Raw genomic sequence first — 19,513 nt, 5'->3', positions numbered from 1 at the left:
GGTCACTATGAAACTTGCACTTCTGGGACGTCAGGCATTACTGGGCGCGATGGCGGTTGCGCTGGTCGCGGGCATGAGCGTGAAAACCTTCGCGGCGGAAAATCTGCTCGCTAAGGTTAAAGAGCGCGGAACGTTGTTGGTTGGGCTCGAAGGCACCTACCCGCCGTTCAGTTTCCAGGGCGATGACGGCAAACTCACCGGCTTCGAGGTGGAGTTCGCGCAGGCGCTGGCGCAGCATCTCGGCGTGAAAGCGGATCTGAAGCCCACGAAATGGGATGGCATGCTGGCCTCTCTGGATTCAAAACGCATCGATGTGGTGATTAACCAGGTTTCTATCTCCGATGAACGCAAGAAAAAATATGATTTCTCCACGCCTTATACGGTATCCGGTATTCAGGCGCTGGTGAAAAAAGGCAATGAAAGCGGCATAAAATCTTCAGCGGATTTAAAAGGTAAAAAAGTCGGTGTTGGCCTGGGAACCAACTACGAAGAGTGGCTGCGCAAGAACGTACAGGGCGTTGACATTCGTACTTACGATGACGATCCGACCAAATACCAGGATCTGCGCGTCGGCCGTATCGATGCCATCCTGGTTGACCGTCTGGCGGCGCTGGATCTGGTGAAGAAAACCAAAGATACGCTGGCCGTTGCCGGGGAGGCTTTCTCCCGTCAGGAAGCGGGTGTTGCGCTGCGCAAAGATAACGATGACTTGCTAAAAGCTATTGATGCAGCAATGGCGGATATGCAGAAAGATGGCACCCTGAAAGCGCTGTCTGAAAAATGGTTTGGCGCTGACGTGACAAAATAAGCGTCGGGGCTTGCAAAAGGCGCTAAATCTAGCGCCTTTTTTATTTACGCGCGGTATGCGTGCATAATTAAAAAAAACCTGTAACCGGAGGATCCATGTCCTTGCATAACCTGACCCGCTTTCCGCGACTGGAACTTATCGGCGCACCCACACCGCTGGAATATCTGCCCCGTTTTTCTGATTACCTGGGGCGCGATATTTTTATCAAGCGTGATGACGTCACCCCGATGGCAATGGGCGGCAATAAGCTGCGTAAACTTGAATTCCTCGCAGCAGATGCGCTGCGTGAAGGTGCTGATACCCTGATAACCGCAGGGGCGATTCAGTCAAACCATGTGCGTCAGACGGCGGCCGTAGCAGCAAAACTCGGGCTGAACTGCGTCGCGTTACTGGAAAATCCTCTTGGCACCCGCGCCGAAAATTACCTCACCAACGGTAATCGCCTGCTGCTGGATCTGTTTAATACCCAAATTGAGATGTGTGAGGCGCTGACCGATCCGGTGCGTCAGCTTGAAGATCTCGCCACCCGTATTGAAGCCCAGGGTTATCGTCCCTATGTGATTCCGGTCGGGGGATCGAACGCACTGGGCGCACTGGGTTATGTTGAAAGTGCGCTCGAAATCGCCGGGCAATGTGAAGGGGCAGTCGGTCTCTCTTCGGTTGTGGTCGCTTCAGGGAGTGCGGGAACCCATGCCGGGCTTGCGGTGGGGCTGGAGCATCTTTTACCGGATGTCGAGTTGATCGGGGTGACCGTATCGCGCAGTGTGGCAGAGCAGAAACCGAAAGTCATAGCGCTACAGCAGGCGGTGGCAAACGCTCTTGAGGTGGATGCGAAGGCTGATATCCTTTTATGGGATGACTATTTTGCGCCTGGTTACGGCGCACCTAATGACGAAGGCAGTGAAGCGGTAAAACTGCTGGCGCGACTGGAAGGGATTTTGCTCGACCCGGTCTATACCGGTAAAGCAATGGCAGGACTTATCGATGGTATCAGCCAGAAACGGTTCAAAGATGAAGGACCGATTCTGTTTGTGCATACCGGCGGCGCACCGGCACTTTTCGCTTACCATCCCCATGTTTAATTGCAAGGCGTAGCAACCATCATGCAAGAAAGCTTACAACTGATTCTGGACTCCGCGCCGTTTCTGCTGAAAGGGGCCGTATTTACCCTCCAGCTGAGCATCGGGGGCATGATTTTTGGCCTGTTGCTGGGATTTGTGCTGGCGCTGATGCGAATGTCTCCGGTCTGGCCGGTTCGCTGGCTGGCGCGCGTTTATATCTCGATTTTTCGCGGCACACCGCTTATCGCGCAACTTTTTATGATCTACTACGGTTTGCCCCAGTTTGGAATTGAGCTCGACCCGATCCCGGCGGCGATGATTGGGCTGTCGCTCAACACGGCGGCCTATACCTCTGAAACGCTTCGGGCAGCAATTTCGTCCATCGATAAGGGGCAATGGGAAGCGGCAGCCAGTATCGGTATGACGCCCTGGCAGACCTTACGACGTGCCATTTTACCGCAGGCAGCGCGCGTGGCCTTGCCGCCACTTAGCAACAGTTTCATTAGCCTCGTAAAAGATACTTCTCTTGCCGCCACTATCCAGGTGCCGGAACTGTTCCGTCAGGCGCAGCTGATCACCTCGCGCACGCTGGAGGTCTTCACCATGTACCTTGCCGCCTCGCTGATCTACTGGGTGCTGGCGACCGTGCTTTCTGCGTTACAGAATTACTTTGAAAATCAGCTTAACCGTCAGGAGCGCGATCCCAAATGAGTGCCATCGAAGTTAAGAATCTGGTGAAAAAGTTTCATGGTCAGACGGTGCTGCACGGTATCGATCTTGAGGTAGAAGAAGGGGAGGTGGTGGCGATTATCGGGCCAAGCGGCTCTGGCAAAACCACGCTCCTGCGCAGCATTAATCTTCTGGAGCAGCCGGAAAACGGCACTATCCGGGTGGGGGAGATAACCATTGATACCGGGCGGGCATTGAGCCAGCAAAAGGGGCAAATTCGCCAGCTTCGTCAGCATGTCGGTTTCGTTTTCCAGAGTTTTAATCTCTTTCCCCATCGCACCGTGCTGGAAAACATTATCGAGGGGCCGGTGATTGTAAAAGGCGAGGCCAGGGAGGAGGCTGCCACCCGCGCCCGTGAACTGTTGGCGAAAGTGGGGCTGAGTGGCAAAGAGACCAGTTATCCTCGGCGTTTATCCGGGGGGCAGCAGCAGCGTGTCGCTATTGCGCGTGCGCTGGCGATGCGTCCGGAGGTAATCCTGTTTGATGAACCGACCTCAGCGCTCGATCCCGAACTGGTGGGCGAAGTGCTAAACACCATTCGCCAGCTGGCTCAGGAAAAACGCACAATGGTTATTGTCACCCATGAGATGAGTTTTGCGCGCGATGTCGCAGACAGAGCCATCTTTATGGATCAAGGGCGGATTGTGGAGCAGGGGCCTGCCAGGTCGCTGTTTACCAATCCCCAGCAGCCGCGTACCCGTCAGTTTCTGGAAAAATTTCTGATGCAGTAATGTGTTCAGGTTCAGAAGCGCCGCCTTTCTGAACCTGAAAATAAACCTTCTTAAAGCAAACTGCCGCCGGTGCGTTTATTACCGGCACATCCGTTATGGATATATTTGTGGGTATACAGCCCCATTACGCCTTTAATCGAACGCTTTTGCGTTTTACCACTATTAGCTGCCTTCCGCGGCCAACTAATTTGCCCTCTCTATGTTTTTTTACACTTATAAAAAAGTTTTATGTGTTAATTTAATGTATTCATAATAATGATTATTAATGGCAAGGGTGATATCCGTCAGATGTGGGAGAATGACTTTTTTGCGTGGCGCAGGGATGTGTTGCTACGTTTTCAGGAGATGACAAGTACAGAGGACGTTTATTCCGAGCTTAAGCGTCAGACGCAGGCCCTGGAATATGATTATTTTTCACTGTGTGTCCGACATCCGGTACCTTTTACGCGCCCTAAAATCAACGTTGAATCATCTTATCCTGATGTCTGGATGTCGCATTATCAGGCGGAGAACTATTTCGGCATCGATCCCGTACTAAAGGCGGAGAATTTCTTACACGGCCATTTACCCTGGGATGATAAATTATTCCATGATGCACCAGTATTGTGGGATGCTGCCCGCGACCACGGTCTGCGAAAGGGCGTGACGCAGTGTCTGATGTTGCCTAATCATGCGCTGGGTTTCTTATCCGTCTCTCGCACCAGTCTGTTGGGTAAAACCCGTGAGGGTGAAGATCTCGAACTGCGTCTACAACTGCTCGTTCAGGTGAGTCTGCTGGCCCTTGTGCGGCTGGGGGATGAGATGGTTATGGCGCCTGAAATGAAGTTCAGTAAACGCGAAAAAGAGATCCTGAGATGGACGGCAGAAGGGAAAACCTCTGCGGAAATTGCGATTATCTTATCGATTTCTGAGAATACTGTGAATTTCCATCAGAAGAATATGCAGAAGAAGTTTAATGCACCGAACAAAACCCAGATTGCCTGTTATGCCGCTGCAACCGGCATGATTTGAGCATCCATGCCGTTCTGCGTGTCAGACGAAAGCCGGCTGCCAGCGATAAAACGCCACCAGCCGGATTCGCTTACTGACGGTAGGCCTGTTTAATCTGCTTAACGGTGTTTGAGAACACAGCTGCCTGAGAGGCATCTTCCAGACCAGCGATCTGTTTTTCCATTTTAAGGATCACCCGGCCCGCATCAGCCTGTCCCATCGCCTGCAACATCAGCGTGACCATTGCTTTCAGGCAAGAGACTTCCTGAGCCAGTTCCTGGCTATTATCAGCAGTGGTGAAATCAGGGGTGCTCATTTAATTACCTCGTTAAGTTACAGTGTCTTTGCGTGACATAGAATGTCAAAGCGGCGGAGTATACCACATGCTTTGCAAAAATCAGCAGCGGTTATTTTTTGATCGCATTGGGGTGGGTTTATTAAATTAAACCTATTACCGTTATTCAAAAACGAATAGTGCTTAGCAAATATATGTTTTAACGAGGTGTCGCATCGGTTAATTATTGTTACAACTTCCATTTATATTTTTCATCAGGATAAGCGCAGCGCTGCCAGTAAGTTTCTGCTTCACGCTTTCTAATCGCGCGGCCCATCACAGATTTATGCGGGACGTTTCCACACCATGTACAGGTTATTTTCCAAAAACGGAAGCTAAATTCGGCGCACGGCACTATTTACCTTTCATTACCTGGTTAAAAACCGTTACTATGAGCCAATTAGTTTGCAGCAGCGTCATCCCTCTTCTGGAGATATTCCTTTGATCAACGTACTTCTTGTTGATGACCACGAACTTGTGCGCGCAGGGATACGACGCATTCTTGAAGACATTAAGGGCATAAAAGTTTCTGGCGAAGCGTGTTGCGGTGAGGATGCCGTAAAATGGTGCCGAAGCAATTCCGTCGATGTCGTACTGATGGATATGAACATGCCGGGTATTGGTGGCCTCGAAGCGACACGTAAAATTGTGCGATTAAACGTCGACACGAAAGTCATCATGCTGACCATTCATACTGAAAATCCTCTTCCAACAAAAGTTATGCAGGCGGGTGCGGCGGGCTATCTCAGTAAAGGTGCGGCCCCACAGGAAGTGGTAAACGCTATTCGTTCTGTCCATGCGGGTCAACGCTATATCGCCTCGGATATTGCCCAGCAAATGGCACTCAGTCAGATTGAGCCTGAAGCGGACTCCCCGTTTGAAAGTTTGTCGGAACGGGAATTGCAGATTATGCTGATGATCACTAAAGGTCAGAAGGTCAATGAGATCTCTGAGCAACTGAACCTCAGCCCAAAAACGGTGAACAGTTATCGCTATCGTATGTTCAGTAAATTGAACATCCACGGTGATGTAGAACTGACCCACCTGGCAATTCGCCATGGTCTGTGCAATGCGGAGACGTTAGCAAGTCAGTGAATGAAGTTTTCGATTCCAAAGCCTTTCTTAAGACCGTAACCAGCAACCCCGGTGTTTACAGAATGTATGACGCCGGCGGAACTGTGATCTATGTAGGCAAAGCCAAAGATCTCAAAAAGCGTCTTTCCAGCTATTTTCGTAGTAATCTCGCTTCGCGAAAAACCGAAGCGCTGGTGGCGCAAATCCAGCAAATTGATGTTACGGTCACCCACACCGAGACAGAAGCCCTGCTGCTTGAGCATAACTACATTAAGCTTTACCAGCCACGTTATAACGTGCTGCTGCGCGATGATAAATCTTATCCTTTCATCTTCCTGAGCGCGGATACCCACCCCCGGCTTGCCATGCACCGTGGAGCAAAGCACGCTAAAGGGGAGTATTTCGGTCCGTTTCCTAACGGTTACGCCGTACGCGAAACGCTGGCCCTGTTGCAAAAAATCTTTCCCGTCCGTCAGTGTGAAAACAGCGTTTACCGCAACCGTTCACGTCCCTGCCTGCAATATCAGATTGGCCGCTGCCTGGGACCTTGTGTCGCGGGACTGGTGAGCGAAGAGGAGTATGCGCAGCAGGTCGAGTATGTTCGGCTTTTCCTGTCCGGCAAGGACGATCAAGTTTTAACGCAACTTATCGCCAGAATGGAAAAAGCGAGCCAGTCACTGGAGTTTGAAGAAGCGGCGCGGATTCGCGATCAAATTCAGGCCGTGCGCCGCGTAACGGAAAAACAGTTTGTTTCCAATACGGGCGACGATCTTGACGTCATTGGTGTCTCATTCGACGCGGGGATGGCGTGCGTTCATGTGCTCTTTATCCGCCAGGGTAAAGTGCTGGGAAGCCGCAGTTATTTCCCGAAAGTACCCGGCGGTACGGAGCTTGGCGAGGTGGTCGAGACCTTTGTCGGGCAATTTTATCTGCAGGGCAGTCAAATGCGCACCCTGCCTGGGGAAATTTTGCTCGACTTCAACCTCAGCGACAAAACGCTGCTTGCTGATTCACTCTCAGAACTGGCCGGTCGTAAGGTTAATGTGCAGACGAAACCGCGCGGCGATCGTGCCCGTTATCTAAAACTGGCGCGTACCAATGCGGCCATTGCGCTTAGTACTAAACTGGCGCAGCAATCTACCGTCAGCCAGCGACTCACAGCCCTGGCTGCGCTGTTGAAAATGCCTGAAGTCAGACGTATGGAGTGTTTTGATATCAGCCATACCATGGGTGAACAGACCGTCGCTTCCTGTGTGGTGTTTGATGCAAACGGCCCACTGCGAGCGGAGTACCGCCGGTACAATATTACCGGTATTACCCCGGGCGATGATTACGCGGCAATGAACCAGGTACTGCGTCGGCGCTATGGTAAAGCCATTGAAGAGAGCAAAATCCCGGATGTCATCCTCATTGATGGTGGTAAAGGACAGCTCGGGCAGGCAAAAGCCGTCTTTGCGGAACTCGATGTTCCCTGGGATAAACATCACCCGCTATTGCTCGGTGTGGCAAAAGGTGTGGATCGCAAAGCGGGCCTGGAAACGCTCTTTTTTGAACCGGAAGGGGAGGGATTCAGCCTGCCGCCGGATTCGCCTGCGCTGCATGTCATTCAGCATATTCGTGATGAATCCCACGATCATGCGATTAGCGGTCACCGTAAAAAACGGGCAAAAGTGAAGAATACCAGTAGCCTGGAAACCATCGAAGGCGTCGGGCCGAAGCGCCGCCAGATGCTGCTAAAATACATGGGCGGTCTGCAAGGACTGGTAAACGCGAGCGTTGAAGAAATTGCAAAAGTGCCGGGCATCTCGCAAGGCCTGGCAGAAAAGATCTTCTACTCGTTGAAACATTAAGGGCTCTGTAGCAACATAGGGTCAAAATTTACTAACAACAGACAGTTACCGTCATTATGCAATTTAATATCCCTACGTTGCTCACCCTGTTCCGCGTCATCCTGATTCCATTTTTTGTGCTGGCGTTTTATCTGCCTTTTCCCTGGGCACCTTTTGCCTCAGCGCTGATTTTCCTTGTGGCAGCGGTAACTGACTGGTTTGACGGTTTTCTGGCGCGTCGCTGGAATCAAAGCACGCGGTTTGGCGCCTTTCTCGACCCGGTTGCCGATAAAGTGCTGGTAGCCATTGCTATGGTGATGGTCGCTGAGCATTACCATAGCTGGTGGGTGACCTTGCCTGCCGCCACCATGATCGCGCGTGAAATCATTATCTCCGCGCTGCGTGAATGGATGGCTGAACTGGGTAAACGTAACAGCGTAGCCGTGTCGTGGGTCGGCAAAGTTAAAACAACGGCGCAGATGGCCGCGTTGACGTGGATGCTCTGGCGTCCCAATGAGTGGGTTGAGTGGGCTGGTATTGCGCTTTTCCTGGTTGCTGCGGTTCTGACGCTGTGGTCAATGCTGCAATATTTGAACGCTGCACGCGGCGATCTGCTCGATCAGTGATCGCATCGCGTTAATTTTCAGCAAACGATTCGGGTTTTGAAAAATAACGTTGACTCAGTGCGCCAGGTAAGTAGAATGCATCGCATCAGACGGCAGCGCAGGCTTCCAGAAGATAACAAAATCAAGTGATTGCAACACAACTTGATATTGCGGGAATAGCTCAGTTGGTAGAGCACGACCTTGCCAAGGTCGGGGTCGCGAGTTCGAGTCTCGTTTCCCGCTCCAGTTTATATGCACCGGCAGTTTGCGGGTGTTGGCTTAAAAGCCTGAAGAATCTGGCGCGTTAGCAAAGCGGTTATGTAGCGGATTGCAAATCCGTCTAGTCCGGTTCGACTCCGGAACGCGCCTCCACTTTCTTCCCGAGCCCGGATGGTGGAATCGGTAGACACAAGGGATTTAAAATCCCTCGGCGTTCGCGCTGTGCGGGTTCAAGTCCCGCTCCGGGTACCATGGGAAAGACAAGAATAATCAAAGCAATAAGCAGTGTCGTAAAACCACCTTCGGGTGGTTTTTTTGTATTTGCGGTAGTTGTGTTACCCTTCCGTGACTTCCCGTAAATCTTCCTCTCCCTCAGGAGCTCCTCATATGGCCCAGGGCCCATTAAACGAAAACGAATTGCAGTGGCTGGAAGAGACCTTGATCTCTTACGCTCATGGCGATGACACCATTCTTGACGTCGCCGAGCTCGATGGACTGCTGACCGCTGTTTTGTCCGGCCCCGTTGTTGTAGAGCCTGACCGCTGGCTGGTCGCTATCTGGGGCGGCGAAAAGAATATCCCTCGCTGGAAAAACGAGCGCGAGATGGATCGCTTTATCAATCTCTGCTTCCAGCATATGAATGATATTGCCGAACGACTGAGCGACTATCCAGACCAGTTTGAGCCTGTATTCGGTGAGAACGAAGTTGAAGGCCGTCACTTCACGGTGGTTGAGGAGTGGTGTTTTGGCTATATGCGTGGCGTGGCGTTAACCGACTGGTCCGCACTGCCCGACGCGCTGCAACCCGATCTGGATGCGATTGCCCTGCATGGCTCGGAGGAGAATTTTGCCCGCCTCGATGAAATGGACGAAGAGACGTTCAGTCAAAGCATTGATGCCATACGTCCTGCTGCGTTGCGCCTTTATGATTACTGGTCAGCCAATCCGCAACAGCCGGTTGTTCAGCAGCCGGTCGTGAATGGTATAAAAGTGGGCCGTAACGATCCTTGCCCGTGTGGTAGTGGCAGGAAGTTTAAAAGCTGCTGCTTACATTAAAAGAAAGGGCCCGCCAGGGCCCTTTTTTTATCCGACCTCAGGAAGGATCCCGGCGACGATAGCAAACTGCACCAGAATAATACCGATCCCGCAGGCAATGATGGCACACAATGCGAGCCTGCCACCGGCAACACGATAAGGGGCCTCGGGGTGCGCATCACGACTTTTCCACACCAGCAACGCAGGCAGTAAAAGCGCCAGTATCGCGAGGGCTACGCCTGCATACCCCAACGCCATTACAAAACCACGCGGGTAAAAGAGGGCGAAAGCCAGAGGTGGCAGGAAGGTAACCAGCCCGGATTGCAGGCGCCCTGATACGTTGTTGCGGCGCTTGAACAGGTCAGCAAGATAATCAAACAACCCCAGTGAAACCCCGAGGAACGAGGTTGCCAGCGCAAGATCGGCAAAGAGATGTACCGCAAGTTCAACATGCGCAGAGGCAACGACTTCGCGCAGCGCCTGTAACAGTCCATTAAGCCCGGCATGTTGCGCCAGAAGGCCTGCAAACGTTGAGGAATCAATACTGCCCAGGGTCGCCAGTTGCCAGAAAATATAAGCAATAAGCGGGATCGCACTGCCGGTGATAAATACCCAGCGCAGTTTACGAATATTGCCATTCATGTAGCTTACGATACTTGGTACGCTGCCGTGGAAACCGAACGACGTGAAGATAACCGGAATAGCAGACAGCGCCAGCCCTTTTTCCAGCGGCAGCGTAAGCAGATTCGCATGATGAACATGAGGTACCAGTAATGCCAGCATCACCAGCAGGAAAATGATTTTGGCACTGAATAAAAACCGGTTAAAGAGATCAACCAGCGATGTGCCGATGCAGACCACGCCACCGGCAACCAGCGTAAACAGCAGCACGCCGGTTACGGGCGACACTGAAATGCCCGTCCAGTCACTCAGGCTGGAAGCGAGCAGTTCGCCAGCGCCGCTCATGTAAGCCGCCGTCAGGGCATACATTAAAAACATCATGCTAAACCCGGTGAGCCACTGACCGTAGCGCCCCAGGTAATGACGTGCAATAGACCCCAACCCGGTGTCTGCTGGCACATGCTGATACACTTCCAGCAGTAACAGTGCGGTATAACACATCACCGCCCATAACAGGAACAGTAAAACCAGCGTTACGCCAAAACCCACGCCAGCCGCTGCCAGCGGCATGGCCAGCATCCCCGCGCCAATGGTGGTCCCTGCCACGATAAAAACACTACCAAGTGTTCGATTTTTCACACATTCCTCGACAAATTCAACGCCCTGCAACATCAGGATGCGGCGCAGAGTATGTGAAAACAGTCGCGCCGTCAAACCAGCCTTACGCCTGCTGTAAACATTACTTTGCAGCTTGCCGAGCGCCACTGCCTTAGTCATTTGCCTGGCAGGATCCGTGACGTTGCCTGATGCATAACTCTCCGGTATCTGCGAGAAAATCAGGAGCTAAAATTTCTGATAATTTGTACAAGGGGAGATATGGCTGAGGAGAATCCATTTACCGCCAAGTGGACCCGTGCCGGTAATTTACTCTGTCATGGGAGCTGGCTGTTGAGCTGGCAGGGACAAGCGATTACGCTGCCTGAATCCCGCAGCGAAAAAGATATGGGCACATGGGCCATCTATTCCATTATCGATCCTGAAGATGAGACCTTCGCTCAGGGTTTGCAGGAGGATGAGTGGATCATTGCCAATGTAGACTGGCTTACCGACCTCTTTTATGAACACTCCATTCCGATGGAAAGTGAAAATTACCGGTTTTTCTATCAGGCCGTTAACCGTCATGACTGGCGCTGCACGAGTTGCGCCGGGTGCATGTAAATCTGTCGTAGCGCAATAAGGGCGGTGAGTGATGTGACTATCATGCTTTTTTTAAAGGAGGAGTGATGACATCTGTACACGGTCATGAGGTGCTTAACATGATGCTCGATTCAGTTGAGCCTTATACAGAGAAGAGTCTGGTGGCGGCCATTCTCGCGCGTTTTGGTAACGAGGCGCGTTTTTATACCTGTTCAGCGTCTGACATGACGGCGGCTGAGCTTGTGGCATTTCTGGCGTTGCGGGGGAAATTTATTCCGGCCGAAACCGGGTTTTCAACGCACATCAGTAAAATCTGCAACCATTAAAATAGTGCGGTAATGAAATGACATTACCGCGCACTTTATTAATTAGCCGTGTCGAGTGTCGACAGCTCTTTATCGATGAAATAAAGGCCTTCACCGCTTTTACCGGCAAGCGTTAATTTATCAATAACGGATTTGAAGAGTTTCTCTTCTTCATGCTGCTCCGCTACATACCATTGCAGGAAATTGAAGGTCGGATAATCCTGAGAGGTCATGGCAACATGGGCAAGTTCGTTAATTTTCTGGGTGATTAACTGCTCATGTTCATAAGTCGCACGGAACAATTCATCCAGCGAACCGTACTCCGCCACCGGGCTTGTAATAGTGCTGATGCGCGGCAGACTGCCGGTATCAGCCAGATAATCAAAGAGGCGCTGCATGTGCGTCATCTCTTCCTGCGCATGGCGACGCAGAAATGCGGCGGCACCTTCAAAACTATTAAAGCTGCACCAGGCGCTCATCTGTTGATAAAGCAAAGATGAGAAAAGTTCCAGATTCATTTGCTCATTAAGTTTTTCAATCATTCCAGCTTTTAACATTAAAGCGCTCCGGGAAATAAATTAAAGGTCGTGAAGTGCGGCCACTATAATTTGTTATTTAATTATTTGCAAAAGGTAAAATAAAAAATTCATTTATTAACAATGAGAATGGGAATAAAACGCATTGCATTATTAATAGCGGAGTAAATGATAATTATTCTTTATTTTAGAAATAACCCAACGCGCCAGCACATTCACACTGGCGCGGGGAACTACCAGGCGGGCGTGCCGGCGACACCGGTTTGATTAAAGGCCACTCCACGACACTGGTACTGAAGCGTCACGGTAGTATTCATGCAGACAGAACCACTGTAAACGCTGCAGGTGGAAACAGGCTGGCCATAGGCAACTGCGGTGGCGTAGCCCATCTGCTGGCACTGTTTGTTGGCTGTTCCTTGCGTGGTATAGCTGTCATAGCGCGCTGACTGCATCATCGCTTCACTGAAATTGAGCCGCACGATACCACTGGTGGTGTCGACGCTGCTGACTTTGGGCTCTTTTGTAATGGTGCACCCGGTAAGCAGTAATAACGCGGCGGCAACAACTAATTTGTTCATGAAATCGCTCTGTTTCTTGATGGGCATCGTGACATCTTACACGGGAGGCGCTGCCGCAATCGCCGGAATAAACCGCGTAACAGCCCTGTTTATGCGCAACGAGAAAGTTCACCCAGCGAGGCGGCCAACACTGAGCGCCTGTCTGGTAGCGTGCTGGCGGAAAGTATCCGCGCCACGACTGCTGCCTGCGCTTCGTTGATGCATTGTAAAACCCTCCTTCCTTTTGCTTTGCAGAGGTCCCCTCACTGTAAAAAATGTGAAGGCACTTTAATTTTTTAAAACCTTTTTTCATTAAATTTGAAAGTATGTTTGGCAGGTAGTAAGGTTGTTAGATTAGCTAGCGAACGCGTTAATCTGGAGATGAACATGAAAATTGCACTGATGATGGAAAACAGCCAGGCGGGTAAAAACGCCATCATTTTAAACGAGCTTCAGGCCGTTGCCGGTGAAAAAGGCTTCCCGGTCTTCAACGTCGGAATGAGTGATGAAAATGACCATCATCTGACCTATATCCACCTCGGTATTATGGCCAGCATTCTGCTGAATGCCAAAGCGGTAGATTTTGTTGTCACCGGTTGTGGTACAGGGCAGGGGGCATTAATGTCTCTTAATATTCATCCGGGTGTGGTCTGCGGTTACTGTATAGATCCGGCTGACGCCTTCCTTTTTGCCCAGATCAACAATGGCAACGCGCTGGCTCTACCTTTTGCTAAAGGTTTTGGCTGGGGCGCTGAACTGAACGTACGTTTTATTTTTGAAAAAGCCTTCACCGGCACGAAAGGCGAAGGTTACCCGCCGGAGCGTAAAGAGCCGCAGGTACGTAATGCGGGGCTCCTCAACCAGGTTAAAGCCGCTGTCGTAAAAGAGAACTATCTCGATACTCTGCGTGCCATCGATCCTGAACTGGTTAAAACTGCCGTATCAGGCCCGCGCTTCCAGGAGTGTTTCTTTGAGAATTGCCAGGATAAAGAGATCGAAGCCTTCGTGCGTGAAATCCTTGCCTGACAGTCAGAGGGTCGGTGAAAACCGGCCCCCTTTGCTGCAAATGTTAAATTTTTGTCCCGCCTCTGCGCCTGCCCGCCAAAAAAAGTTTAAAAATATAAATTTTTTTTATTCTTTTATCTCAATGAAAATAATGGTTTTTTCCTAAAGAAATGCTTTTTTCTGATTTTTAAAACGTGATTTCTATCACGAAAAACTTGCGTTTTGTGATGAAGGTCATATTATGTGCACATCAACTGATAACACCTGCATAACAAATCGCCGGAGCAAACCATGAAATTGCGCAAAATCCTGAAAAGCATTTTTGAAACCTACTGCAAAACTTTCAAAGACGTACCCCCTGGTGCTATGTTCTGATAATAAAAAAACCTGCGTAGGCAGGTTTTTTTATGCCCGTTTGCAGTGCAGACGGGCCCCTGGAAAGCGGCGCATTTCGCGCCGCTTTTTGTTAAAACAAAACAGAAACCAGCAGGTAGCTGGCCACACAGGCGCAACTGACACCAATCAGTCCCGGCAGAATGAAACTGTGGTTGATGATAAATTTACCAATTCGCGTGGTCCCGGAGCGGTCAAAGCCGATGCATGCCAGATCGCTTGGGTAAGTGGGCAGGACAAAATAGCCATACGAGGCGGGAAAGAAAGCCAGCAGCATTTTGGGCTCCACACCGAGCATCAGCCCCATCGGCGCGACCGCCGTGAGCGCAGCAGCCTGGCTGTTTACCAGTTTGGAAACCAGAAACAGCACAATGGCGTAGGTCCACGGATGACTTTTCACCACGCCTTCAAGGGCCATTTTCAGTTCATTAAGGTGCGCCTGGAAAAAGGTATCACTCATCCATGCCACGCCAAACACCGAAAAAATCGCGACCATGCCTGCTTTGAAGACCGCACCACTGGAGACCGCCGACGCGTTTACTTTGCAGACCACCAGCATAACGGCACCTGCAATCAGCATCATCATCTGAATGACAAGGTTCATCGACAGTGGCGAGAGTTTGCCTTTCACCTCAAATGCCGGACGTAGATCAGGCAGGGCGCCAAGTAAGACCACGACCAGAATACCGGTAAAGAATATCCAGGTTGACCAGTAGGCTTCTTTTGGAAAACGCTGGTTCATGAGCGTTTCGCTGGCACCATAGATAAACTCACGCTGCTTGGGATCTTTAAGCTTCTCCTGAAATTCAGGGTCATCGGCGAGATCTTTTCCGCGCCGCAAACTCCATAATGCCGCCATCGCAACGCCAAATAATGATGCAGGAACCGAAACGGCCAGGATCTCCAGGATGCTCCATGCGTGGCCAATACCATGCTGGGCAGCAAGAATAGAGACCAGGGAGACCACCGCCACGGAAACGGGCGAGGCAGTGATTGCCATCTGTGACGCAATCGAAGCCACCGCCATAGGGCGTTCAGGACGGATATTTTTCTTCAGTGCGATGTCTGCGATAATCGGAAACATGGTGTAAACCACGTGTCCGGTGCCGCAAAGAAAGGTGAGCATCCATGTGGTAAAGGGGGCGAGTAACGTAATATGTTGAGGATGTCGACGCAGCAATTTTTCGGCAAACTGCATCATGACATTCAGCCCACCCGCCGTTTGCAGCGTTGCCGCACAGCCAATGACCGCAAGGATGGTCAGCATGACATCCACGGGAGGCTTGCCAGGCTCAAGACCAAAGACAAAACTCAGAATAAAGAGGCCAATACCACTGATTAACCCCAGCCCCATCCCGCCGTAACGCGTCCCCAGTAATAAGCAAAGAATTATAATAATGAACTCGATGGTAATCATGACTCACCTTGTCTTTGAATGGATAAACCTGCTAAATCATTACATTTTGTAATGCCATTCAATGAGAGCCAGATCCAATTTGGCAAAATTTAATAAAAGCAATAACTTATAAACTTTTTATTAACATAAATTTCATGATTTAGTAAAAATTAACCCTTACAGAAGCATCAGCCGACCCCATCGGCGGCCTGAAAAGATGCCTGCCATTCAGCAACTCAATAACTTGAGGCGAAGCAGGCACCCTTTAGCCTAATAATGAACGCAGGCTTCATTAGGTGTCCTTCAGACAGCGGGCGAACAGAAAAAAGTAACAGGCATCACCCCTTCGGTTGTGCGCTTTTCACCACAGCTTTTCGCCAGCATTGTGACGAACGGCTCTAAAGCACGCCTGTGCGCCAGCAACAGGGCGGGCAGATAACTATTGATGGGCGAAATATTTTCGTAATGAATAGCCGGAGTTGCTCTGACATCCAGGCCTGGCCAGAGTCCTGCCCTGCACCAGCGAAAGCGAAAGCGGTTAATGGTTATGTGACTTATTCAATATTTTGAAACGTTGTTTTGAGTAAAAATAAACAATCTTTCATTGTATTGGTAAGGAATGCACACATGAAAAAAGTGGCAGTACTGATAGCGCCGGGTTTTGAGGAGGCAGAAGCCATCATTACCATTGATATTCTGCGTCGGCTGAATATTGATGTTGAAACGCTGGCCTGCGCGGAGTCCAGGGCAGTCGTCAGCTATCACAATATTCCGATGGTCGCCGACGCTACGCTGATCGAGCGCAGCGACGAGCGCTACGACGCCGTGGTCCTTCCCGGTGGCCCGCAGGGCAGTATGAACCTGGGGGCCAGCAAGGAGGTGATTGCCTTTGTTCGCGCCCATGATGCGCTGGGCAAGCTTATCTGTCCTATCTGTTCAGCGGCAGCCCGGGTGTTGGGCGCAAATGGGTTACTTAACGGGCGGCGCTATGTCTGTTCCGGCGACCTCTGGGAAACGGTGAGCGGAGGCGAATACCTTGACGCACCGGTCGTGGAGGATGGCAACCTCCTCAGCGGTAAAGGGCTTGGTCATGCCTTTGATTTTGCCTTTACGCTGGCCGCCCGCCTGTTGGGTGATGAAGCACCGGTCCACGACCATGCGGATCACATTTATTACCCCTGGTAAGTCTGACCCCGAAGACGCCCTGTCTTCGGGGACAAGGATAAGCTGGCTGATGCTATGGATTAATCTGCTGACCCCCTTCCTAATTGTCTGACAAATACCCCATTTTTTATGTCTAAAACCGCTGAATTTATGTACGTAATTACTGTAATTCTGCGGTGTGATATTGCTCTCCTATGGAGAATCAATTTCCCGCTAAAACTACTGCCAGCAAAGGTGTCCAGGGAAGTGCGGACCCTAATGCCTTGTTTTATGAACTTTTAAATTAACCAGTAGTTGTTTTCCCCTACATAAAAGAATGCCAAAGCTGGAGATAACCATGCACAAATTCACTAAAGCGTTAGCAGCCATTGGTCTGGCTGCCGTTATGTCACAATCCGCTATCGCTGAATCGATGAAACTGGGTTTTCTGGTAAAACAACCGGAAGAACCCTGGTTCCAGACCGAGTGGAAATTCGCTGATAAAGCGGGGAAAGATCTTGGTTTTGAAGTTATTAAGATTGCCGTACCTGATGGCGAAAAAACGCTGAACGCGATCGACAGCCTGGCGGCGAGCGGCGCGAAGGGGTTTGTTATCTGTACGCCTGACCCGAAACTGGGGGCAGCAATTGTCGCCAAAGCCAGAGGCTATGACATGAAAGTCATCGCGGTGGATGACCAGTTTGTTAACGCCAAGGGTCAGCCAATGACCAGCGTTCCGCTGGTGATGATGGCTGCCAGTGAAATTGGTGCGCGTCAGGGGCAGGAGCTCTATAAAGAGATGCAGAAACGGGGCTGGGATATCAAGGAAACCGCGGTAATGGCGATTACCGCAAATGAACTTGATACCGCGCGCCGCCGTACTACCGGCTCAATGGATGCGCTGAAAGCCGCTGGCTTCCCGGAAAAACAGATTTACCAGGTCCCGACTAAATCCAACGATATCCCTGGCGCCTTCGATGCCGGTAACTCTCTGCTTGTTCAACACCCGGAAGTGAAACACTGGCTGGTGGTGGGTATGAATGACAGCACCGTCCTTGGCGGCGTGCGCGCAACGGAAGGGCAGGGCTTCAAGGCACCGAACGTGATAGGCATTGGCATTAACGGCGTGGATGCGGTGAGCGAACTGTCCAAAGCTCAGGCAACCGGCTTCTACGGTTCACTGCTGCCAAGCCCGGACGTACATGGCTATAAAACCAGTGAACTGCTCTACAACTGGGTCACCAAAGGTGTTGAGCCGCCTAAATTCACCGCGGTTACCGACGTGGTGCTGATCACCCGCGATAACTTTAAAGAAGAGCTGGCGAAGAAAGGGTTAGGCGTGCAGTAACAGTCAGATGATTGCGCCCTCCCTCAACCGAGGGAGGGCCAGAAGTGCACTGAATTGATTCACGGAGACGTTATGCAAGACTCTACTCCTTATCTCTCCTTTCGCGGCATAGGTAAAACCTTTCCCGGCGTTAAGGCGTTAAGTGACATCAGCTTTGATTGCCATGCAGGGCAAGTACATGCCCTGATGGGGGAAAACGGTGCCGGTAAATCGACCCTGTTAAAAGTCCTCAGCGGGAACTATGCGCCAACCACAGGCACGCTGGCTATCAAAGGGCAGGACGTGAGCTTTAGTGACACGACTGCCGCACTGAACGCAGGGGTGGCGATTATTTACCAGGAGCTACACCTGGTACCCGAAATGACGGTCGCCGAGAACATCTATCTCGGCCAGCTTCCGCATAAAAGCGGCTTCGTAAACCGCTCACTGCTTAACTATGAAGCCGGACTTCAGCTTAAGCACCTGGGCCTCGATATCGACCCGCAAACGCCGCTGAAATATCTCTCCATCGGTCAGTGGCAGATGGTGGAGATTGCCAAAGCGCTGGCACGTAATGCCAAAATTATTGCGTTTGATGAACCCACAAGCTCGCTCTCGGCGCGTGAAATCGACAACCTGTTCCGCGTGATCCGCGAACTGCGTAAAGAAGGACGCGTGATCCTTTATGTCTCGCATCGTATGGAAGAGATTTTTGCCCTCAGCGATGCCATCACGGTATTTAAAGATGGCCGTTACGTGCGCACCTTTACGAATATGCAGCAGGTTAACCATGACTCACTGGTGCAGGCGATGGTCGGCAGAGAGCTGGGTGATATTTATGGCTGGAGCCCGCGTGATTATGGCGACGAACGTCTGCGTCTGGATCAGGTGAAAGCCCCTGGCGTGCGCGCCCCTGTCAGCCTGACGGTACGCAGCGGGGAGATAGTCGGCCTGTTTGGTCTGGTGGGCGCAGGTCGCAGCGAACTCATGAAAGGTCTGTTTGGCGGTACCCGGATCACTGACGGGCAGGTTTTCATTGATGGTCAAACGGTCAACATTCAAAAACCGGCCCATGCCATCAGCGCCGGGATGATGCTCTGCCCGGAAGACCGGAAAGCAGATGGAATTATTCCTGTTCACTCGGTACGGGAAAACATCAACATCAGCGCACGGCGTAAATATTTACGCGCCGGGTGCCTGATAAATGATGGGTGGGAGTCACAAAACGCACAGCACCATATTAACGCCCTCAATATTAAAACCCCCAGCGCTGACCAGCTCATCATGAACCTGTCGGGGGGCAATCAGCAGAAAGCCATTCTGGGTCGCTGGCTCTCGGAAGAGATGAAGGTCATCCTGCTCGACGAACCGACACGCGGTATCGACGTAGGGGCAAAACATGAAATTTATAATGTGATTTATGCGCTGGCAGCCCGTGGTGTCGCGGTGTTGTTTGCTTCCAGTGACCTGCCTGAAGTGCTTGGCGTGGCTGACCGCATCATTGTGATGCGCGAAGGCGAGATCGCCGGGGAACTGCTTCATGGTCAGGCAGATGAACAGCGAGCACTGAGCCTCGCAATGCCAAAAGTCAGCCAGGCCGTAGCCTGAGCGAGGAGAA

General features: G+C 51.2%; 22 protein-coding genes and 3 tRNA genes. 19 read left to right on the top strand and 6 right to left on the bottom strand.

All coding sequences use genetic code 11. The features are described from left to right. Positions 1-7 precede the first annotated feature (7 nt). The 5 genes from tcyJ to sdiA all read left to right on the top strand — a co-directional run bounded on the left by tcyJ (position 8) and on the right by sdiA (position 4,340). Positions 8-808: a cystine ABC transporter substrate-binding protein gene (gene tcyJ / locus M1D91_RS13855; RefSeq protein WP_437433994.1), complete on the top strand. Its 801-nt coding sequence runs from the start codon at positions 8-10 to the stop codon at positions 806-808. 95 nt (positions 809-903) lie between these two features. After that, positions 904-1,890 (top strand): D-cysteine desulfhydrase, encoded by a 987-nt coding sequence (dcyD, locus tag M1D91_RS13850; protein WP_437433995.1) that lies wholly within the window; start codon positions 904-906, stop codon positions 1,888-1,890. 21 nt (positions 1,891-1,911) lie between these two features. Beyond that, entirely contained in the window at positions 1,912-2,580 is a 669-nt protein-coding gene (tcyL, locus tag M1D91_RS13845) for a cystine ABC transporter permease (RefSeq protein WP_437433996.1), read from the top strand. Beyond that, a complete protein-coding gene (tcyN, locus tag M1D91_RS13840) occupies positions 2,577-3,329 on the top strand; it encodes an L-cystine ABC transporter ATP-binding protein TcyN (RefSeq protein ID WP_437433997.1) in 753 nt (250 codons plus the stop codon). The genes tcyL and tcyN overlap by 4 nt, the downstream gene beginning before the upstream one ends. Before the next feature lie 288 nt (positions 3,330-3,617). Beyond that, a complete protein-coding gene (sdiA, locus tag M1D91_RS13835) occupies positions 3,618-4,340 on the top strand; it encodes a transcriptional regulator SdiA (RefSeq protein WP_437434023.1) in 723 nt (240 codons plus the stop codon). 70 nt (positions 4,341-4,410) lie between these two features. Here sdiA and M1D91_RS13830 read toward each other — a convergent pair whose 3' ends face one another. Then, on the bottom strand, positions 4,411-4,635 hold the full coding sequence (locus tag M1D91_RS13830; RefSeq protein ID WP_437433998.1) for a DUF2594 family protein: 225 nt from the start codon (positions 4,633-4,635) through the stop codon (positions 4,411-4,413). 4 nt (positions 4,636-4,639) lie between these two features. After that, entirely contained in the window at positions 4,640-4,702 is a 63-nt protein-coding gene (locus M1D91_RS13825; RefSeq protein ID WP_457976339.1) for a hypothetical protein, read from the bottom strand. 392 nt (positions 4,703-5,094) lie between these two features. Between M1D91_RS13825 and uvrY the strand changes: the two genes are divergently transcribed. The 7 genes from uvrY to M1D91_RS13790 all read left to right on the top strand — a co-directional run bounded on the left by uvrY (position 5,095) and on the right by M1D91_RS13790 (position 9,436). Next, entirely contained in the window at positions 5,095-5,748 is a 654-nt protein-coding gene (gene uvrY, locus M1D91_RS13820; protein ID WP_437433999.1) for a UvrY/SirA/GacA family response regulator transcription factor, read from the top strand. After that, positions 5,745-7,577 (top strand): excinuclease ABC subunit UvrC, encoded by a 1,833-nt coding sequence (gene uvrC / locus M1D91_RS13815; protein ID WP_437434000.1) that lies wholly within the window; start codon positions 5,745-5,747, stop codon positions 7,575-7,577. The genes uvrY and uvrC overlap by 4 nt, the downstream gene beginning before the upstream one ends. A gap of 56 nt (positions 7,578-7,633) precedes the next feature. Next, the gene (gene pgsA, locus M1D91_RS13810) at positions 7,634-8,182 is read left to right on the top strand and encodes a CDP-diacylglycerol--glycerol-3-phosphate 3-phosphatidyltransferase (RefSeq protein WP_437434001.1); all 549 of its coding nucleotides are present in this window, start codon (positions 7,634-7,636) and stop codon (positions 8,180-8,182) included. A gap of 149 nt (positions 8,183-8,331) precedes the next feature. After that, positions 8,332-8,407, top strand: a tRNA-Gly gene (locus tag M1D91_RS13805). A gap of 52 nt (positions 8,408-8,459) precedes the next feature. After that, a tRNA-Cys gene (locus M1D91_RS13800) sits at positions 8,460-8,533 on the top strand. A 12-nt stretch (positions 8,534-8,545) separates the two neighbouring features. After that, a tRNA-Leu gene (locus M1D91_RS13795) sits at positions 8,546-8,632 on the top strand. A 135-nt stretch (positions 8,633-8,767) separates the two neighbouring features. Next, positions 8,768-9,436: a YecA/YgfB family protein gene (locus M1D91_RS13790; RefSeq protein ID WP_437434002.1), complete on the top strand. Its 669-nt coding sequence runs from the start codon at positions 8,768-8,770 to the stop codon at positions 9,434-9,436. A 27-nt stretch (positions 9,437-9,463) separates the two neighbouring features. Here the strand turns inward: M1D91_RS13790 and tyrP are convergent, their stop codons facing one another. Continuing rightward, positions 9,464-10,675, bottom strand: coding sequence for a tyrosine transporter TyrP (gene tyrP / locus M1D91_RS13785; RefSeq protein ID WP_437434025.1), 1,212 nt, complete (start codon positions 10,673-10,675; stop codon positions 9,464-9,466). Positions 10,676-10,912: 237 nt separating this feature from the next. On the opposite strand from tyrP, the gene M1D91_RS13780 reads away from it, so the two are divergent. Together M1D91_RS13780 and M1D91_RS13775 are read left to right on the top strand one after the other, a co-directional pair. Continuing rightward, positions 10,913-11,254, top strand: a complete 342-nt coding sequence (locus M1D91_RS13780) for a hypothetical protein (protein ID WP_437434003.1) — start codon at positions 10,913-10,915, stop codon at positions 11,252-11,254. A gap of 65 nt (positions 11,255-11,319) precedes the next feature. After that, positions 11,320-11,559 (top strand): YecH family metal-binding protein, encoded by a 240-nt coding sequence (locus M1D91_RS13775; RefSeq protein ID WP_437434004.1) that lies wholly within the window; start codon positions 11,320-11,322, stop codon positions 11,557-11,559. A gap of 38 nt (positions 11,560-11,597) precedes the next feature. Here the strand turns inward: M1D91_RS13775 and ftnA are convergent, their stop codons facing one another. Both ftnA and yecR read right to left on the bottom strand, forming a co-directional pair. Further along, positions 11,598-12,095 (bottom strand): non-heme ferritin, encoded by a 498-nt coding sequence (gene ftnA / locus M1D91_RS13770; RefSeq protein WP_437434005.1) that lies wholly within the window; start codon positions 12,093-12,095, stop codon positions 11,598-11,600. A gap of 212 nt (positions 12,096-12,307) precedes the next feature. Beyond that, entirely contained in the window at positions 12,308-12,652 is a 345-nt protein-coding gene (gene yecR / locus M1D91_RS13765) for a YecR family lipoprotein (RefSeq protein WP_437434006.1), read from the bottom strand. A gap of 366 nt (positions 12,653-13,018) precedes the next feature. Between yecR and M1D91_RS13760 the strand changes: the two genes are divergently transcribed. Next, positions 13,019-13,657 carry an RpiB/LacA/LacB family sugar-phosphate isomerase gene (locus M1D91_RS13760; RefSeq protein ID WP_437434007.1) on the top strand — a complete coding sequence of 213 codons (639 nt, stop codon included), beginning with the start codon at positions 13,019-13,021 and terminating at the stop codon, positions 13,655-13,657. A 270-nt stretch (positions 13,658-13,927) separates the two neighbouring features. After that, positions 13,928-14,011 carry a stress response protein AzuC gene (gene azuC / locus M1D91_RS13755; protein ID WP_088218881.1) on the top strand — a complete coding sequence of 28 codons (84 nt, stop codon included), beginning with the start codon at positions 13,928-13,930 and terminating at the stop codon, positions 14,009-14,011. Positions 14,012-14,102: 91 nt separating this feature from the next. Here azuC and M1D91_RS13750 read toward each other — a convergent pair whose 3' ends face one another. Further along, a complete protein-coding gene (locus M1D91_RS13750) occupies positions 14,103-15,446 on the bottom strand; it encodes an anaerobic C4-dicarboxylate transporter (RefSeq protein ID WP_437434008.1) in 1,344 nt (447 codons plus the stop codon). Between the two features lie 606 nt (positions 15,447-16,052). On the opposite strand from M1D91_RS13750, the gene M1D91_RS13745 reads away from it, so the two are divergent. From M1D91_RS13745 to araG, 3 genes are all read left to right on the top strand, one after another. Beyond that, positions 16,053-16,610 carry a DJ-1 family glyoxalase III gene (locus M1D91_RS13745; RefSeq protein ID WP_437434009.1) on the top strand — a complete coding sequence of 186 codons (558 nt, stop codon included), beginning with the start codon at positions 16,053-16,055 and terminating at the stop codon, positions 16,608-16,610. A 316-nt stretch (positions 16,611-16,926) separates the two neighbouring features. Next, on the top strand, positions 16,927-17,916 hold the full coding sequence (locus M1D91_RS13740; protein ID WP_437434010.1) for an arabinose ABC transporter substrate-binding protein: 990 nt from the start codon (positions 16,927-16,929) through the stop codon (positions 17,914-17,916). A 72-nt stretch (positions 17,917-17,988) separates the two neighbouring features. After that, positions 17,989-19,503: an L-arabinose ABC transporter ATP-binding protein AraG gene (araG, locus tag M1D91_RS13735; protein ID WP_437434011.1), complete on the top strand. Its 1,515-nt coding sequence runs from the start codon at positions 17,989-17,991 to the stop codon at positions 19,501-19,503. Positions 19,504-19,513 lie beyond the last annotated feature (10 nt).

Source organism: Enterobacter sp. SA197 (genome assembly GCF_054131575.1).
Note: the sequence above shows the minus strand (reverse complement) of the source record. Positions and strands in the feature narration are given on the sequence as shown.

What these genes read in the sequence shown, in the direction of transcription:
- M1D91_RS13790 (WP_437434002.1), top strand. Translation starts at nt 8,768, where the DNA reads ATGGCCCAGGGCCCATTAAACGAAAACGAATTGCAGTGGCTGGAAGAG.
- sdiA (WP_437434023.1), top strand. Translation starts at nt 3,618, where the DNA reads ATGTGGGAGAATGACTTTTTTGCGTGGCGCAGGGATGTGTTGCTACGT.
- pgsA (WP_437434001.1), top strand. Translation starts at nt 7,634, where the DNA reads ATGCAATTTAATATCCCTACGTTGCTCACCCTGTTCCGCGTCATCCTG.
- M1D91_RS13760 (WP_437434007.1), top strand. Translation starts at nt 13,019, where the DNA reads ATGAAAATTGCACTGATGATGGAAAACAGCCAGGCGGGTAAAAACGCC.
- M1D91_RS13740 (WP_437434010.1), top strand. Translation starts at nt 16,927, where the DNA reads ATGCACAAATTCACTAAAGCGTTAGCAGCCATTGGTCTGGCTGCCGTT.
- M1D91_RS13830 (WP_437433998.1), bottom strand. Translation starts at nt 4,635, where the DNA reads ATGAGCACCCCTGATTTCACCACTGCTGATAATAGCCAGGAACTGGCT.
- M1D91_RS13750 (WP_437434008.1), bottom strand. Translation starts at nt 15,446, where the DNA reads ATGATTACCATCGAGTTCATTATTATAATTCTTTGCTTATTACTGGGG.
- tcyN (WP_437433997.1), top strand. Translation starts at nt 2,577, where the DNA reads ATGAGTGCCATCGAAGTTAAGAATCTGGTGAAAAAGTTTCATGGTCAG.
- dcyD (WP_437433995.1), top strand. Translation starts at nt 904, where the DNA reads ATGTCCTTGCATAACCTGACCCGCTTTCCGCGACTGGAACTTATCGGC.
- yecR (WP_437434006.1), bottom strand. Translation starts at nt 12,652, where the DNA reads ATGAACAAATTAGTTGTTGCCGCCGCGTTATTACTGCTTACCGGGTGC.
- M1D91_RS13745 (WP_437434009.1), top strand. Translation starts at nt 16,053, where the DNA reads ATGAAAAAAGTGGCAGTACTGATAGCGCCGGGTTTTGAGGAGGCAGAA.
- tcyL (WP_437433996.1), top strand. Translation starts at nt 1,912, where the DNA reads ATGCAAGAAAGCTTACAACTGATTCTGGACTCCGCGCCGTTTCTGCTG.
- tcyJ (WP_437433994.1), top strand. Translation starts at nt 8, where the DNA reads ATGAAACTTGCACTTCTGGGACGTCAGGCATTACTGGGCGCGATGGCG.
- M1D91_RS13775 (WP_437434004.1), top strand. Translation starts at nt 11,320, where the DNA reads ATGACATCTGTACACGGTCATGAGGTGCTTAACATGATGCTCGATTCA.
- azuC (WP_088218881.1), top strand. Translation starts at nt 13,928, where the DNA reads ATGAAATTGCGCAAAATCCTGAAAAGCATTTTTGAAACCTACTGCAAA.
- araG (WP_437434011.1), top strand. Translation starts at nt 17,989, where the DNA reads ATGCAAGACTCTACTCCTTATCTCTCCTTTCGCGGCATAGGTAAAACC.
- ftnA (WP_437434005.1), bottom strand. Translation starts at nt 12,095, where the DNA reads ATGTTAAAAGCTGGAATGATTGAAAAACTTAATGAGCAAATGAATCTG.
- M1D91_RS13780 (WP_437434003.1), top strand. Translation starts at nt 10,913, where the DNA reads ATGGCTGAGGAGAATCCATTTACCGCCAAGTGGACCCGTGCCGGTAAT.